This is a genomic window from Martinezella tropici (assembly GCF_003287875.1).
Classification (GTDB): Bacteria; Pseudomonadota; Alphaproteobacteria; order Rhizobiales; family Rhizobiaceae; genus Rhizobium; species Rhizobium tropici_C.
This window is the reverse complement of the sequence record NZ_QMKK01000046.1, coordinates 206,392-219,884: the sequence shown is the minus strand read 5'-3', so window position 1 is coordinate 219,884 and position 13,493 is coordinate 206,392. Positions and strand designations below refer to the sequence as shown.

Here is a 13,493-nt window from a genome sequence, read left to right as displayed (position 1 = left end):
CCCATGCGACGGCGGGCTTCTCCTTGTCAGTGCCCGTTATCGTGCTCGTAGAAATCCGCGACGATCTTCCAGGCCTCGTCTGCGGTATCGACGAAGCTGATCAGGTTGACATCGTCTGGCGCGATGGTGCCGAACTCCGCCAGCGCTTCGAAATTGATGATGCTGCGCCAGAACTTCTCGCCGAAGAGGATGAGCGGCAGGCGCTCCATGCGGCCGGTCTGGATCAGCGTCAGGCACTCGAACAATTCGTCGAGCGTGCCGAAGCCGCCCGGAAATACCGCGATCGCCTTGGCGCGCACCATGAAATGCATCTTGCGGATCGCGAAATAGTGGAAATTGAAGCTGAGTTCCGGCGTCACATAGGCATTCGGTGCCTGCTCGTGCGGCAACACGATATTGAGGCCGATCGAGGGCGCTCCTTCTTCGGCCGCGCCGCGATTGCCTGCTTCCATCACGCCTGGGCCGCCGCCGGTGACGACGACATATTCATGGAAATCGAAGCCGGCGGAATAGCGGGAGCAAAGCCGGGCGAACTTGCGTGCCTCTTCATAATAGACCGATGCCGCTTCGAGATTGGCGCGCTGCACCTCGTTGCGGGCGGCCCAGGCATTGGTGCCGGGGGCGGGAATGCGCGCGCCACCGAACATGACGACGGTCGATTTGATGCCACGCTCGGTGAGCGACATTTCGGTCTTCAGCAGCTCCAGCTGCAAGCGGATCGGCCGCAGTTCCTCACGGCACAGGAAATCCTCATCGGCATAGGCAAGACGGTAGGACGGCGACATCGACTGCGGCGTGCGCGGCACCGACTCGGCCCGTTGCTTGTCCGCCGAGCTCGTCTTCAACGGGTCCCAAACCCCGTCCTTACGCCTCAGCCTGCCGCTCTTCGCCTTGCTCATCTATTCATGCCTTTCGAAACGATCACGACGGGCCGTTCCCGTCCTTGGACGAAAACCGCCAAGCTCTTGCATATGCCCCTACAACGCCTTGAATCCAAGCTCAATCGGCGCGGAAAAGACATTCCATTTTCAAACTCCATGCTATAGGACCAATCGACCGCTTCCGGACCCTTGCCGGAAATCACGATAGGCACTGACGTTTTAAGGAATTCCCATGAGCGCTAACGATCTCGCCTCCCTCGAAAAGTCCATCGAGGCCGCCTTCGACAATCGCGACAATGTGAACACGTCGACGCGCGGCGAAGTGCGCGACTCCGTCGAGACGGCGCTCAATCTCCTCGATAGCGGCAAGGTTCGCGTCGCCGAGCGTGGCGCTGACGGTAACTGGATCGTCAACCAATGGCTCAAGAAAGCGGTTCTGCTCTCCTTCCGCCTCAACGATATGAAGATCGTCGAAGGCGGCTCCGGCGGCGCCACCTGGTGGGACAAGGTTCCCTCGAAGTTCGAAGGCTGGGGTGAAAACCGCTTCCGCGAAGCCGGCTTCCGCGCCGTGCCGAACGCCGTCGTGCGTCATTCCGCCTATATCGCCCCCAACGCTATCCTGATGCCGTCCTTCGTCAATCTCGGCGCCTATGTCGGGGAAGGCACCATGGTTGACACCTGGGCGACGGTCGGCTCCTGCGCCCAGATCGGCAAGCATGTGCATCTTTCCGGCGGCGTCGGCATCGGCGGCGTGCTGGAGCCGATGCAGGCCGGCCCGACCATCATCGAAGACAATTGCTTCATCGGCGCCCGCTCCGAAGTCGTCGAAGGCTGCATCATCCGTGAAGGTTCGGTGCTCGGCATGGGCGTGTTCATCGGCAAGTCCACCAAGATCGTCGATCGCGCCACCGGCGAGATCACCTATGGCGAAGTTCCGCCGTACTCGGTCGTCGTCGCCGGCGCGCTGCCGAGCGGCAATACCATGGCGAACGGCCAGCCGGCTCCGAGCCTCTATTGCGCCGTCATCGTCAAGCGCGTCGATGAAAAGACCCGCTCGAAGACCGGCATCAACGAGCTGCTGCGCGACTGATTTTGGAATTTTCGGAAGCGCGGTTGCCATATCGCGCTTCCCTCATGCTTGCCGGGTGAGCATGCCTGTGCGATTGCTGGAATCGCTGCAAAGATTTTCGAGTCGTCACCGATCCTTTGCCATCGCTTTGCCATTTCCCGCCGGATAAGTTGCCTCCGATGACTGTTACCAATCCCATCACAAACCTGCAGACCCTGATCCGCTGCGCCTCCGTTACCCCTGCCGAGGGTGGCGCGCTGACCGCGCTTGCCGACATGCTCGCACCGCTTGGCTTCAAGATCGAGCGCATGACGGCGAGCGAGCCGGGAACGCCCGATATCGAAAATCTCTATGCGCGGCTCGGCACAGACGGACCGCATCTGATGTTCGCCGGCCATACGGATGTCGTTCCGGTCGGCGATGCCGCTTCCTGGAGCCACCCGCCCTTTGCCGCCGAAATCGCCGATGGCGAGCTTTTCGGCCGTGGCGCCGTCGACATGAAGGGCGGCATTGCCTGCTTCGTGGCAGCGGTTGCGCGTCATATCGAGAAGCATGGCAAGCCCGCCGGCTCGATCTCCTTCCTCATCACCGGCGACGAAGAAGGGCCAGCAATCAACGGCACGGTCAAGCTGCTGCAATGGGCGGCCGAGCGCGGCGAGACATGGGATGCCTCGCTCGTCGGCGAACCGACCAACCCCGACCGGCTCGGCGACATGATCAAGATCGGCCGCCGCGGTTCGATCTCCGGCACCATCACCGTTCACGGGGTTCAAGGCCACGCCGCCTATCCGCATCTTGCCGACAACCCGGTACGCAGCATCATCAAGCTGACGGAAGCGCTGCTCGATCCACCCTTTGATGCGGGTACGGACAGCTTCCAGCCGTCGAACCTCGAAGTGACAAGCATCGACGTCGGTAATGCCGCCACCAACGTCATTCCCGCCAAGGCAACCGCTGCCTTCAACATCCGCTTCAACGACACATGGACTGCCGATACGCTGAAGGCTGAAATCATCGCACGCCTGGATGCGGCCGCGGCAGATCAGACGCTGCGCCCCGGCCGTCCGCCGGCGAAATACGACATCGTCTGGTCGGAGCGTCCGAGCCAGGTCTTCCTGACGCGCAACAATGCGCTGATCGCCTCGCTCTCCTCCGCCATCGAAAACATCACCGGTCAAAGGCCGGCGCTGTCGACCACCGGCGGCACGTCCGACGCACGCTTCATCAAGGACTACTGCCCCGTCGTGGAATTCGGGCTTGTCGGCCAGACCATGCATATGGTCGACGAACGGGTGGCGCTCTCGGATCTCGAAACATTGACCGAGATCTACCAGACCTTCATCCAGCGCTGGTTCGAGAATGCCGACCTTTAGGGAAGTCCAATATTATCTGTCCGGTCTATGGCTGCTGATCCGCATGGATGCGCGCGGCTTCCAGTATCTGGACATATCGGACCGCGGCATGCTGCGCTCCTTCTGGGCCATCCTCTGGAGCCTGCCGTCGATCGGCATTTCATGGTTATGGTGGCAGCAGGCCTATCTGACGGCCATGCCGCCCGAAACATCCACCGGCCTCGCCTTCTTTCTGCGTCTTGCGCTGGTCGAGGCTGCGAACTGGCTGACACCGCCCATTCTCGCTGGCTTATTGCTTTTGGTCTTCCGTTTCGGCGACAAGTTCACCCCGATCGTCGTTACGGTGAACTGGCTTTTCGTGCCGGCGAATTATCTGAACGCATTGCTCGTCGCCATGATCGTCTTCGTCCCCGGTTCGAAGGCCTTGGCGGCACTTTTATCGCTGGCGCTGACGATGGCCACCATCTTTGCGCTGGCGCGCATCCTCAGGATGATCTGCGGTACGCATCCGCTTTTCGTCGGCACGCTGACGCTGATGCTGCTCATTCCAAACCTGCTGCTGACGGATTTCCTGCAGCGTTTCCTCGGGGTTTATCCGCCGGGTTGAGGCCCGTGTCTACCGGACCACGACCTCACCATCTTCCTTGGCAAAGGGACCGATATCCGGATTCGACAAGATATCGAGCACGCGTTCGGAAGGACGGCAGAGGCGCACGCCCTTTTCCGTGACCACGATCGGGCGATTGATCAGGATCGGATATTCGATCATCCGGTCAAGCAGATGATCGTCGGTGAGATCGAGGTCGCCGAGACCAAGTTCGTCATAGGGCGTTCCCTTTTCCCTCAGAACGTCGCGCACGGTCAGACCCATGGCGGAGACGAGCTTCACCAGCTCTTCCCGGCTGGGCGGCGTCTTCAGATATTCGATGACGACGGGCTCCTCCCCGGACTGCCGGATCATCGCCAGCGTATTGCGCGACGTGCCGCAAGCGGGGTTATGATAGATCGTCACCGTCATCGGCAGCCTCCCTCTCGCCGCCCGGCAGACCGGCATCGTCGCGATAATCCACCTGCATGAAATAGAGCCCGTCCGGCGGGGCGACAGGGCCACAGGCCTTGCGATCCTTAGCTTCGAGCGCCGCGCGCACATCGCCGGGCGTCCATTTGCCCTCGCCCGCCAGCTTCAAGGTGCCGGCGAAGGAGCGGATCTGGTTGTGCAGGAAGCTTTGCGCCGTGGCGCGGATCTCGATCAGCTCGCCGCTGCGCGTCACGTCCAGCCTATCGAGCGTGCGCACCGGGCTATTCGCCTGGCAATGTGCCGAACGGAAGGTGGTGAAATCATGCCGTCCCACAAGGGTCTGCGCCGCGGCATGCATGACCTCGTGATCCATATCCTTCGGCACCCACCATGCACGGCCGGTTTCCAATGCGAGAGGCGCGCGGCGGGCGATGATGCGATAGAGATAGTGGCGGCGAATGGCTGAAAAGCGCGCATCGAAGCTTTGGTCGACCTCGACGATATCGAGAATGGCAATACGGTTACCGGCAAGCTTGAGATGGGCATTCAGAGCATTGCGCAGCGTATAGGCCTTCCATTCCCTGGAGAGGTCGGCATGCATGACCTGACCCATGGCATGCACGCCGGAATCGGTACGCCCTGCTCCTCGGATCGAAACCGTCTCGCCCGTCAAGGACAGGATGGCGCCCTCGATCGCGCCCTGCACGGAGGGGCCGTTTTCCTGGCGCTGCCAGCCGACATAGGGAATGCCGTCATATTCGACGGTCATTTTGTAACGCGGCATCAGGCTTGCTCCGATGCGAGCACGGTGCCCGGCGCGATCGGCGTTCCGCGCAGGAAATCGGCTGCTGCCAGGGGCTTGCCGCCGGCCTTCTGCAGCTTTGTCAGCCTGACGGCGCCGGAAGCGCAGGCAATGACGAGATCATCCGTCAGGACCTGACCGGAGGCTCCGTTGCCCTCTGCCAATTCCGAGCCCAAAACCTTGATGCGCTCGGGACGACCGGCGATGTCGGCCTCGAACCATGCACCGGGAAAAGGCGACAGGCCGCGAATATGATTGTGAACATCGGCCGCCGGCTTGCCGAAATCGATGCGGGTTTCGCCCTTGTCGATCTTTGCGGCATAGAGAACGCCCTCGGATGATTGGGCGGTCAGCGGCAGCTCGTCATGCTCCAGCTTGTTCATGGCCTCGGCCATGGCCTTCGCACCCACGAGCATAAGCCTGTCATGCAGTTCACCCGCAGTCATGGCGTCGCCGATCTCGACCTCGCGCGTTAACGCGACCGGCCCGGTATCAAGACCCTTGTCCATCTTCATTACCATCATGCCGGTCTTGGTGTCGCCCGCCATGATCGCCCGCTGGATGGGGGCGGCCCCACGCCAGCGCGGCAGCAAAGAGGCATGACCGTTGTAGCAGCCGAGGCGCGTACCGGTCAGGATTGCCTCCGGCAGCAGCAGGCCGTACGCCACGACGACGGCGACATCGGCGTTCAGATCGCGAAAGCGCTGGCGTTCGTCGGGATCCTTGAAGTTGACGGGCGTGAAGACCGGCAGGCCCAGCAATTCGGCCGCCTGATGCACCGGCGATTTCTGCAGGTCGAGCCCGCGCCGACCGCCCGGGCGCGGTGGCTGCGTGTAAACGGCGCGAACCTTATGTCCGGCATCGATCAAGGACCGCAGTGTCGGCACGGAAAATTCGGGCGTTCCCATGAAAATAATGTTGAGCGACATGCGATCCCTCCGGCTGAGATATCAAGTTTCGAATGACCCGGTAGCGACGGCACGCGCCATCGGGGTCAGACGCTAGCCGCCTTCAAACGGGTTTATGAGTTCGAGATCAAGCCCCTCGAAGTCTTTTGTGTTGCGCGTCGCCAATGCCGCCCCGTTTGCAAGGCAGATGGCGGCGATCATGGCGTCCTTCGTTTCCATCCTTCGCCCAATCTTGTGGCGCTGAGCGGAGATTATTCCGTATTGATGGGCAGCATTGCTCGAAAATCCCAGAACGCGGCCCGAAAACTCTGCCTCTATCGCGTCCAGCTCCGCAATCAATGCCGCCTTGCGCTTCCCGTCAGCCAGGAGCTCCAGTCCGAACCGGATCTCGCCCATGGTGATGGTTGTCAGAAAAACGGCCTCGATGGCGACGCTATCAAGCCAGGACAATATGCGTTCGCTATGCAGCCGCCCTTGCAGCTCCGATACGACATTCGTGTCCAGAACGATCATGCGCAGGCCACAGGGCTATTCGAAATGGGGCGGCTCGCGATCCGGCGCATTTCGAAACGCGTTGATCGCCTCGATTTCTTCTTCGCTAAGTTTTTCTACGCCGAGAACGGCTCTCAATCGCTGCCCCGCCGACTTGCTTCCATCCCGCTCGCGCCCGAGCGACTGACGTAACAGGGAGATTGCCTCATCCGAGAGGCTGCGGCCATGCCTGCTGGCATTGGCCTGCAACTGCTTCTTCAAGCTGTCGTCGATGCCGCGCAACAACAGATCACTCATTCGCGCCTCCATTTTGATATCAATGATATCATAGGCGTCTCAGGCCGATCTTTCAATGGCCGGGAATTATAGAGCCTTCGACTTGGCAGCCTTGGTGAACTTCTTGATCACCATCTCCCGCTTCAGGCGCGAGATATGGTCGATGAAGAGGACGCCGTTCAGGTGGTCGATCTCGTGCTGCACGCAGGTTGCAAGCAGGCCCTCGGCTTCCGTGACCAGCTCCTTGCCGTCGCGGTCGAGATGCTTGACGGTGACGCGCGCGGGACGTTCCACTTCCGCATAGTAATCCGGAATGGAGAGGCAGCCCTCTTCATAGACCGAGCGCTCATCCGAAGACGCGACGATCTCTGGATTGATGAACACCAGCGGCTTCTTCTCTTCGCCTTCGCGCGCAACGTCGATGACCAGCATGCGGCGGGGAACGCCGATCTGGATCGCGGCAAGGCCGATGCCCGGCGCGTCATACATGGTTTCCAGCATGTCGTCGGCGAGGCGCTGAATTTCGGTATCGATCTGCTCGATGGGTTTGGAAGCCTGGCGGAGCAGCGGGTCGGGCAAAATGATGAGTGGCTTGATCGTCATGACGTTTCCCATAACGCATCTTGTTGTGCGATGGAATCGCCAAGATGGCGGTGAGGCGGTGTTTTTTCAACGGCAGCAATCCGAACGGCAGCGGGTGGCCTCGAAATTTTGTTCACGGTTTGATCTGGATATTCACAACAATTTTGCTATGCTTGCGCAAAGAACTCCATCAGCGCCCCAGGTTTCATGTCCTTCATCATCTTCGGTCAAGCCATTTCCACGGTCCAGGTCCTGACCGGCCTCGTCATCCTGCTTGCGATCGCAGTCATCGTCCTTTTCGTCCGCGGCAAGGCAAGGGCGGAGGACGATGAGCTCGATACCGAGCACACGATGGCGGCGCTGCTGCGGTCGCAGGCGGAGATGCAGGGGCGGCTTGCCACCATGGCCGAAGTCTTCGGCTCCAGGCAGGCCGAGCTCAATCAGGCCATCGGTCAGCGTCTCGACGGCATGTCGCAGCGGGTGACGGCGACGATCGGTGAGCAGACGCGCTCGACGCATGAGAACCTGCGCCGCCTGCAGGAGAGGCTTGCCGTCATCGATGCGGCGCAGACCAATATCCAGACGCTCGCAAAGGATGTCGTCGGCCTGCAGGCCATTCTCTCCAACAAGCAGACGCGTGGCGCTTTCGGTCAAGCGCGCATGGAGACTATTATTGCCGACGGCCTGCCGATGGGTGCCTATACATTCCAGGCGACGCTTTCGAACGGCTCGCGGCCGGACTGCACCGTTCGCATGCCCAACGGCTCGCCACCGCTTGTCATCGATGCAAAGTTTCCTTTGGAGGCCTGGAACGCCATCCGCAGCGCCGGCAGTCCCGAACATGGCAAGATCGCCGCACAGCAGTTCCGCCGGGATCTGGAATTGCATATTCGCGACATTTCGGAGAAATATCTGATCCCTGGGGAAACACAGGATACTGCCTTTCTCTTCGTGCCGTCCGAGTCGATCTTCGCCGAGATCCACGAGAATTTCGAGACGATCGTGCAGAAGGCTCAGCGCGCCCGCATCGTCATCGTCTCACCTTCGCTGCTGATGCTGTCGATCCAGGTCATCCAGGCTGTCCTGAAGGATCAGCGCATGCGCGAGCAGGCTCATGTCATCCAGAGCGAAGTGGCGCATCTGATGGACGATCTTTCACGCCTGGATGAACGCGTGCGCAAGCTGCAGGGCCACTTCGCCATGGCGCAGAAGGATGTCGACATGATCGTGACCTCGGCCGACAAGCTGGCGAGGCGCGGCGAGCGCATAGAGGCGCTGGAATTCGAGACCGCCAAAGAGCCGATGAAGGCGCGCACGGAGGACAGGCCCAAGCCTGTCGACAACCGCACCAACCAACTCAAGCTCAGGGTAGTTGACGAGGACTGATCGCTTCGGGCAGTGTCGCGCCCAATCGACGCATGATCCACAAAGACATAAGGCGGCCTTCGGGCAGGATCATGCGGGATCAACACCCAGGGCAGGACACCGCATGATCACTATTTTCGGTTCCATCAATATGGACCTCATCGCCACCACGGATCGTTTGCCGAAGCCGGGCGAAACAGTCGCCGGCAACGGCTTTTCCACCGCCGCCGGCGGCAAGGGTGCCAACCAGGCGCTCGCCGCGCGCCGCGCCGGGGCAACCGTGCGCATGACCGGGGCAGTCGGCAATGACGGCTTTGCGGAGCCTGCGCTTGCCTTGCTCGATGCGGCCGGCGCCGATCTTTCCACCGTCAGGCGCGTGTCCGAGCCGACCGGCACGGCTCTCATTCTGGTGGGAGGCGACGGCGAGAACATGATCGCAGTCGTTCCCGGTGCCAACGGCACGAATACGGCCGAACACGCAACAGCTGCCGTGGCGGCGCTGAACCCCGGCGATACGCTGATGCTTCAGCTCGAAATCCCTGTCGCTGCCGTCGAGATGGCGCTGAATGCGGCAAAGGCGAAGGGCGTGCGCACCGTGCTCAACCTCGCGCCCCTGATCCCGGAGGCGGCGCGCCTCGGCCGGCTTGCCGATATCGTCATCGCCAACGAGACGGAATTCGAAAGACTGGCCGGCCAGGACAACATGTCGGCAGCCGAGCGCGAGGCTGCTCTCGTCCGCCTGCATGGCGAAACCGGCCAGACGCTGATCGTCACGCTTGGCGGCGACGGCGTCATCGCCATCCGTGACGGCGAGCTTTCGCGTGCCAAGGGCCTCGTCATCGAGCCGGTCGATACGGTCGGCGCCGGCGATACCTTCTGCGGCTATTTTGCCGCAAGCCTCGATCAGGGCCTGGATTTTCATGCCAGCCTGCGCCGCGCTGCCGTCGCCGGTTCGCTGGCCTGCCTGAAGCCTGGCGCGCAGCCCTCCATCCCGATTGCCAGCGAAGTCGCCGAAAAGCTTTAGGCCTAAATTTTACAACTCTCGCGAAGCGCAATTAATTAAATTTTTGCGCTTCCATATCATTCTCCTCTGGCCTGGCGTGTATGGCCTTCCGGCTGCGGCAGGAATTTTAACGGCGGCCCCATGACGGGGCCATCCTGCGCCGACCTTGCATCTGGATAATGTGTATCCGACGCATCGTTTTTTCGAGGAAATGATGTTCATCTTTCGTATGAAGTCGCTTGCGGCCAAGCTGATCTTGGTCACCGGGCTGGCGATTGCGCTCGTATTGCTGGTTTCCAACTTTCTACTGATTTCCCAGACTCGCAATCGTGTCGAGGCGCTGACGATGGATCAGGCAAATACCGAAGCCAAATCCATCTCCCATGAAATCGCCGCCAATGTCGGCGAAATGGCCAGTGCCGCCCGCTCCATGGCCGCCATCATCGGCCGCGGCCACGAAGGCCATACCTTCGACCGAAAGGGCATGATCAACATCCTCAAGGCAAATGTCGAACAGAACGCCTTTGCCTTCGGCAGCTGGTTCTGCGAACAGCTCGGCGCGCTGGACGGCAAGACGACCGAGCTCGCCAACAACAAGGATGAAGGCGTCAACGACAAGGGCGCCTTCACACCCTATTGGTCCAAAACCAAGGACGGCGGCATCCAGTTCTCTACCTTCGACAACGACTACACCGCTGCCTGGTGGAAGCTCGCCGCCGACAGCGGCAAGGGTGCCATCACCCCGCCCTATCTCGCTCAGGGCACCGACGTTCCCACGACCATGAGCTCGATCGCCTATCCGGTCATGTCAGGCGGCAAGCTGATCGGCGTTGCCGGTGTCGACATCTCTCTTGCCTCGCTTTCCTCCAAGCTGCAGAAACTTCAGCCTTTCGGCACCGGCCGTGTTCTGCTGGTTTCCCAGGATAACAAGTGGCTTGTCGCGCCGGCACCCGACCTGCTGATGAAAGATTATAACGGCTCGGGCGCTGACGTCATCAAGACTGCGCTGACCTCCTCTTCCGCAAACGTCCTCAGAAACCTTTCGGAAAACGGCGGCGAAGAATTCGATCGCGTCGTCTACCCCTTCGCCGTTCCGGGCCTCAACGCGACCTGGGTCGTTCTGATCGACGTGCCGCACAGCGCGATCGCAGCGCCGGTGCGTGACCAGACCTATATGATGATCGTCGCCGGCATTCTGGTGCTCGCCGCCGTCATGCTGGCTCTCTATGCCGCCGTGCGCGGCTTCGTGCAGACGCCGCTCGCCGGTCTCGTCGCCAGCGTCAATCGCCTCAGCGCCGGCAACTACGCCGAGCCGGTTGCCGGTCAGGTGCGCGCCGACGAAGTCGGTTCCGTCGCCAAGGCGTTGGAAGGCTTCCGTTTCAAGCTGGCCGATACCAAGCGCCTCGAAGGCGAGGCCAACGATCAGCGCCTGGCGGCCGAGGGCGAGCGCCGCCGTTCGGAAGCCGAGCGCGGCGAGAGCGTCGCGCTGCAGCGCCAGATCGTGAGCATTCTGGGGCAAAGCCTGGCCGAACTCTCGAAAGGCAATCTCAGCCAGCGGATCACCGACGAGTTCCCGGGCGAATACGCCCAGCTCAAGCAGGACTTCAATGCCGCGCTAGCCAGCCTCGAAGAAACCGTTCATACCGTCAATGTCAGCGTCGGCAACATTGGCGGCGGCACCGGCGAAATCAGCAACAGCGCCTCGGATCTCGCCCGCCGCACGGAGCAGCAGGCGGCAAGCCTCGAAGAGACGGCGGCGGCCCTCAACCAGCTCACTGCGCAGGTCAATTCGAGCGCCGAAAACGCCCGCATCGCCGCAAGCAGCGTCAATGCCGCGTCCCAGGATGCCGAGCATTCCGGCGAGATCGTCGAGCGTGCCATTTCCTCCATGCATGGCATCGAGCAATCGTCGCAGGAAGTGTCGCGCATCATCGGCGTGATCGACGAGATCGCCTTCCAGACCAACCTGCTGGCGCTCAACGCCGGCGTCGAAGCTGCCCGTGCGGGTGAGGCCGGCAAAGGGTTTGCGGTGGTAGCACAGGAAGTTCGAGAGCTCGCCCAGCGCTCGGCCAATGCCGCCAAGGAAATCAAAACCCTGATCAATGCTTCTGCGGGTCAGGTCAAGGAAGGCGTGGATCTGGTCGGCCGCACGGGCGATGCCCTGCACAAGATCGCCCAGCAGGTGATGGAGATCAACGGGCTGATCCGGCAGATCTCCGCCTCCGCGAGCGAGCAGGCCATCGGGCTGAAGGAAATCAACTCCGCCATGAACCAGATGGATCAGGTGACCCAGCAGAACGCCGCGATGGTCGAGGAAACCACGGCCTCCAGCGTGGCGCTTGCCGAGGAAGCCCAGACGCTGAAGGCCCTTGTCGCGCGCTTCCGCACCGCAGGCGCCGCGCAGGACAATGCCGGCGCTTTGCGGGCCACCGCCCGGCAGATGAGGGCGCCTGTCTCCCCACGCAAGGCGACGGCGCCCGCAGCCGCACCGATGCGCAAGCCCATTCCTCAGACCCAGGGCGCCAATGCGCTGGCCCAGGACGATTGGGAAGAATTCTAAGCCGGCTCAGTTTGATGAATAAAAAAGCCGCCGGAGCGATCCGGCGGCTTTTTGTTGCCCCTTTCAGATGCGAGCGAACCGTTCCGTCAAAAGCGCGAAGAAGCCATCCGCATCGACATCGCGCATGACCTTGGCATTGTGCTTACGATCGGTGACATGCCACCAATCGACAACGGTCATGCCCACCGTCAGCTCCGACGTAACCTCGATCTCGACATTGCACTCTCGCCCCTTGAACAGCTCGGGTTTCAAGAGGTAAGCGATAACGGTCGGGTCGTGCAGCGGGCCACCGTCCGAGCCGTATTTCTCGATGTCGAAGCGCTCGAAGAATTCCAGCATCTCGACCATGGCCTTGGCCGGCGGAGTGCCCACGGCAGCGATACGCGCGACCCGATCCTTGCGGGTCAGCAGCTTATGCGTGACATCGAGCGGCATCATGACAATGGGCACGCCGGAGCGGAATACGACGTCCGCGGCCTCTGGGTCGACATAGATATTGAATTCGGCTGCCGGCGTGATGTTGCCACCCTCGAAGAAGCCGCCGCCCATCATGACAAGTTCGCGCACGCGCCCGACGATGTCGGGCGCTTTCTGGAAGGCCATCGCGATATTGGTCAGCGGTCCAAGCGTGCAGAGGGTAACTGCCCCTTCCGGCTCCCTGCGCAGCGTGTCGATGATGAAATCGACGGCGTGACCGGCCTGCAGCTCCATGGTCGGTTCTGATAGCTCCGGGCCGTCAAGACCGGTCTTGCCGTGTACATGCTCGGCCGTGACCAGCTTGCGCTTGAGCGGCGCGTCGGCGCCGGCGAAAACCTTGACGTCGCGTCGATTGCAGAGTTCGCAGACGATGCGGGCATTACGGCTCGTCAGCCGCAGCGGCACGTTGCCGGCGACCGTGGTGATGCCAAGCACGTCGATCTCCTCACGGCTGCCGAAGGCGAGGAAGATCGCCGCGGCATCGTCCTGACCGGGGTCGGTATCGATGATGATTTTTCTAGGTTCGGTCATATCTGTGGCTTTCCTCCGGTAAAGATCGACAGGCTTTGTCGCGGGTCCGGTCAGGCTTTGTCAAGCGCTGGACAGCTGTGTGGCGAACGAATCGTCACGGCGGATTTCCCTCTCGCAAATGCGAAAGCACGATGGCTTGCACTCACAAGCGCGTACTCCCATATTAGAGACAACCGG

The 13,493-nt window shown here is 61.4% G+C and carries 14 protein-coding genes; 6 read left to right on the top strand and 8 right to left on the bottom strand.

Annotation, left to right across the window (positions count from 1 at the left end):
• Positions 1-26: 26 nt before the first annotated feature.
• Positions 27-899 (bottom strand): LOG family protein, encoded by an 873-nt coding sequence (locus DQ393_RS21200; RefSeq protein ID WP_112343684.1) that lies wholly within the window; start codon positions 897-899, stop codon positions 27-29.
• 214 nt (positions 900-1,113) lie between these two features.
• Here DQ393_RS21200 and dapD point away from each other — a divergent pair, with 214 nt between their 5' ends.
• The 3 genes from dapD (at position 1,114) to DQ393_RS21185 (ending at position 3,909) form a co-directional block, all read left to right on the top strand.
• On the top strand, positions 1,114-1,971 hold the full coding sequence (gene dapD, locus DQ393_RS21195) for a 2,3,4,5-tetrahydropyridine-2,6-dicarboxylate N-succinyltransferase (protein ID WP_112343683.1): 858 nt from the start codon (positions 1,114-1,116) through the stop codon (positions 1,969-1,971).
• Positions 1,972-2,129: 158 nt separating this feature from the next.
• Positions 2,130-3,323, top strand: coding sequence for a succinyl-diaminopimelate desuccinylase (gene dapE / locus DQ393_RS21190; protein WP_112343682.1), 1,194 nt, complete (start codon positions 2,130-2,132; stop codon positions 3,321-3,323).
• On the top strand, positions 3,310-3,909 hold the full coding sequence (locus tag DQ393_RS21185; RefSeq protein WP_112343681.1) for a hypothetical protein: 600 nt from the start codon (positions 3,310-3,312) through the stop codon (positions 3,907-3,909). Before dapE ends, DQ393_RS21185 begins: the two co-directional genes overlap by 14 nt.
• A 9-nt stretch (positions 3,910-3,918) precedes the next feature.
• Here the strand turns inward: DQ393_RS21185 and arsC are convergent, their stop codons facing one another.
• From arsC to def, 6 genes are all read right to left on the bottom strand, one after another.
• On the bottom strand, positions 3,919-4,320 hold the full coding sequence (gene arsC / locus DQ393_RS21180) for an arsenate reductase (glutaredoxin) (RefSeq protein WP_112343680.1): 402 nt from the start codon (positions 4,318-4,320) through the stop codon (positions 3,919-3,921).
• The gene (truA, locus tag DQ393_RS21175; RefSeq protein WP_112343679.1) at positions 4,298-5,104 is read right to left on the bottom strand and encodes a tRNA pseudouridine(38-40) synthase TruA; all 807 of its coding nucleotides are present in this window, start codon (positions 5,102-5,104) and stop codon (positions 4,298-4,300) included. The genes arsC and truA overlap by 23 nt, the downstream gene beginning before the upstream one ends.
• Positions 5,104-6,051, bottom strand: a complete 948-nt coding sequence (fmt, locus tag DQ393_RS21170) for a methionyl-tRNA formyltransferase (protein WP_112343678.1) — start codon at positions 6,049-6,051, stop codon at positions 5,104-5,106. The genes truA and fmt overlap by 1 nt, the downstream gene beginning before the upstream one ends.
• Before the next feature lie 72 nt (positions 6,052-6,123).
• Positions 6,124-6,543, bottom strand: a complete 420-nt coding sequence (locus DQ393_RS21165; protein ID WP_112343677.1) for a type II toxin-antitoxin system VapC family toxin — start codon at positions 6,541-6,543, stop codon at positions 6,124-6,126.
• 15 nt (positions 6,544-6,558) lie between these two features.
• Entirely contained in the window at positions 6,559-6,819 is a 261-nt protein-coding gene (locus tag DQ393_RS21160) for a FitA-like ribbon-helix-helix domain-containing protein (protein WP_112343676.1), read from the bottom strand.
• A gap of 66 nt (positions 6,820-6,885) precedes the next feature.
• The gene (gene def, locus DQ393_RS21155; protein ID WP_112343675.1) at positions 6,886-7,401 is read right to left on the bottom strand and encodes a peptide deformylase; all 516 of its coding nucleotides are present in this window, start codon (positions 7,399-7,401) and stop codon (positions 6,886-6,888) included.
• Between the two features lie 186 nt (positions 7,402-7,587).
• On the opposite strand from def, the gene DQ393_RS21150 reads away from it, so the two are divergent.
• The 3 genes from DQ393_RS21150 (at position 7,588) to DQ393_RS21140 (ending at position 12,308) form a co-directional block, all read left to right on the top strand.
• Entirely contained in the window at positions 7,588-8,766 is a 1,179-nt protein-coding gene (locus DQ393_RS21150) for a DNA recombination protein RmuC (protein WP_112343674.1), read from the top strand.
• A 103-nt stretch (positions 8,767-8,869) separates the two neighbouring features.
• Complete coding sequence (locus tag DQ393_RS21145) at positions 8,870-9,769, top strand: ribokinase (protein ID WP_112343673.1); 900 nt, start codon at positions 8,870-8,872, stop codon at positions 9,767-9,769.
• Positions 9,770-9,962: 193 nt separating this feature from the next.
• Entirely contained in the window at positions 9,963-12,308 is a 2,346-nt protein-coding gene (locus DQ393_RS21140) for a methyl-accepting chemotaxis protein (RefSeq protein ID WP_112343843.1), read from the top strand.
• Positions 12,309-12,371: 63 nt separating this feature from the next.
• On the opposite strand, the gene DQ393_RS21135 is transcribed toward DQ393_RS21140, so the two are convergent.
• On the bottom strand, positions 12,372-13,316 hold the full coding sequence (locus DQ393_RS21135) for a nucleoside hydrolase (protein WP_112343672.1): 945 nt from the start codon (positions 13,314-13,316) through the stop codon (positions 12,372-12,374).
• Positions 13,317-13,493 lie beyond the last annotated feature (177 nt).

Excerpts from the sequence above, each read along its gene's own strand:
- DQ393_RS21200 (WP_112343684.1), bottom strand. The coding sequence starts at position 899 with ATGAGCAAGGCGAAGAGCGGCAGGCTGAGGCGTAAGGACGGGGTTTGG.
- dapD (WP_112343683.1), top strand. The coding sequence starts at position 1,114 with ATGAGCGCTAACGATCTCGCCTCCCTCGAAAAGTCCATCGAGGCCGCC.
- dapE (WP_112343682.1), top strand. The coding sequence starts at position 2,130 with ATGACTGTTACCAATCCCATCACAAACCTGCAGACCCTGATCCGCTGC.
- DQ393_RS21185 (WP_112343681.1), top strand. The coding sequence starts at position 3,310 with ATGCCGACCTTTAGGGAAGTCCAATATTATCTGTCCGGTCTATGGCTG.
- arsC (WP_112343680.1), bottom strand. The coding sequence starts at position 4,320 with ATGACGGTGACGATCTATCATAACCCCGCTTGCGGCACGTCGCGCAAT.
- truA (WP_112343679.1), bottom strand. The coding sequence starts at position 5,104 with ATGCCGCGTTACAAAATGACCGTCGAATATGACGGCATTCCCTATGTC.
- fmt (WP_112343678.1), bottom strand. The coding sequence starts at position 6,051 with ATGTCGCTCAACATTATTTTCATGGGAACGCCCGAATTTTCCGTGCCG.
- DQ393_RS21165 (WP_112343677.1), bottom strand. The coding sequence starts at position 6,543 with ATGATCGTTCTGGACACGAATGTCGTATCGGAGCTGCAAGGGCGGCTG.
- DQ393_RS21160 (WP_112343676.1), bottom strand. The coding sequence starts at position 6,819 with ATGAGTGATCTGTTGTTGCGCGGCATCGACGACAGCTTGAAGAAGCAG.
- def (WP_112343675.1), bottom strand. The coding sequence starts at position 7,401 with ATGACGATCAAGCCACTCATCATTTTGCCCGACCCGCTGCTCCGCCAG.
- DQ393_RS21150 (WP_112343674.1), top strand. The coding sequence starts at position 7,588 with ATGTCCTTCATCATCTTCGGTCAAGCCATTTCCACGGTCCAGGTCCTG.
- DQ393_RS21145 (WP_112343673.1), top strand. The coding sequence starts at position 8,870 with ATGATCACTATTTTCGGTTCCATCAATATGGACCTCATCGCCACCACG.
- DQ393_RS21140 (WP_112343843.1), top strand. The coding sequence starts at position 9,963 with ATGTTCATCTTTCGTATGAAGTCGCTTGCGGCCAAGCTGATCTTGGTC.
- DQ393_RS21135 (WP_112343672.1), bottom strand. The coding sequence starts at position 13,316 with ATGACCGAACCTAGAAAAATCATCATCGATACCGACCCCGGTCAGGAC.